Annotated in this window: 1 protein-coding gene; it reads left to right on the plus strand. The window is 47.2% G+C overall.

Translation table 11 applies throughout. The annotated features are described in order from the left end of the window. Positions 1–53 precede the first annotated feature (53 nt). Positions 54–1,214 (plus strand): IS30-like element ISCfr4 family transposase, encoded by a 1,161-nt coding sequence (locus tag NNO02_RS23240; RefSeq protein WP_137382206.1) that lies wholly within the window; start codon positions 54–56, stop codon positions 1,212–1,214. The last annotated feature ends 9 nt before the right edge of the window (positions 1,215–1,223 follow it).

Consider the following 1,223-nt stretch of genomic DNA (forward strand, 5'->3'; position numbering starts at 1 on the left):
TGTGAGTTCAATGGGTCGATGCAACGCTATCCTTAATCAAGGGGGACGTTGTCATGAAACGAAGAACTCGGATTAACTACACGCCAGAGCAGAAGGCAATTATCTGGGACAGATATAAGCAAGGTGATTCTCTACATGATATCGCCAGAATGTTCGACAGATATCATTCTTCCATTATGCCCACTATCCACCAGACAGGCGGCTACCGTCCTCCCGTGCGAAAACGGCACCGATTAGCGCTTTCGCTTGATGAAAGAGAGGAGATATCCAGAGGGCTGGTAGCAAAACTCAGTATCAGGGATATCGCCGCCAAATTATCAAGAGCGCCCTCAACGATTAGCCGCGAGGTCAGGAGGCACGGTGGTGCAAAACAATACCGTGCAGCAAAAGCCGATGCTACTGCGTGGGAAAATGCGCTGAGACCAAAACCTTGCAAGCTAATTGAAAGCCCCGCATTGTGTAAAATCATTGCAGAGAAGATGCATCAGGACTGGTCGCCGGAACAGATCGCCGGTTGGCTGAAACGCTGTTATCCGGATAATCAGGAAATGCATGTGTCACACGAAACGATTTATAAAACGCTTTTTATACAAACCCGGGGAGCATTAAAAAAAGAACTGCAGCAATGCCTCAGAAGCGGAAGAGCAGTGCGTAGATCCAGAACGTCATCGCTTAAAGGGAAAGGATTAGGGTCAATCCCGAACACGATACCTATCAGTGAAAGGCCACCAGAGGCGGCTGACAGAGCCATTCCAGGTCACTGGGAAGGTGACTTGATTCAGGGCTCGAAAAACTCCTATATCATCACCCTCGTAGAACGTCATTCCCGTTTTGTTATGCTGGCGAAGATCAGAGACAACAAGACCATAACGGTTATATCTGCACTCATCAGACAAGCCCGGGAATTACCTGCTGAGCTTTATAAAACATTAACTTGGGATCGTGGCGCTGAAATGACCAGCCACACACGATTTACTATAGCGACAGACATTCAGATTTATTTTTGTGATCCTCAATCTCCCTGGCAACGTGGCTCAAATGAAAATACGAACAGATTGCTCAGACAATATTTTCCAAAAGGAACTGACTTATCGGTTCACAGCCAGCAAAGACTTAACAGTGTTGCCAGACAGCTCAACGAAAGGCCGAGAAAAACGCTAGACTATGAATCACCCGCAGAACGGTTCAATAAGTGTGTTGCGTCCATCAGTTGAACTCACAGC

The organism is Citrobacter sp. Awk 2 (assembly GCF_028069815.1).
In the GTDB taxonomy this organism is placed as follows: Bacteria; Pseudomonadota; Gammaproteobacteria; order Enterobacterales; family Enterobacteriaceae; genus Citrobacter.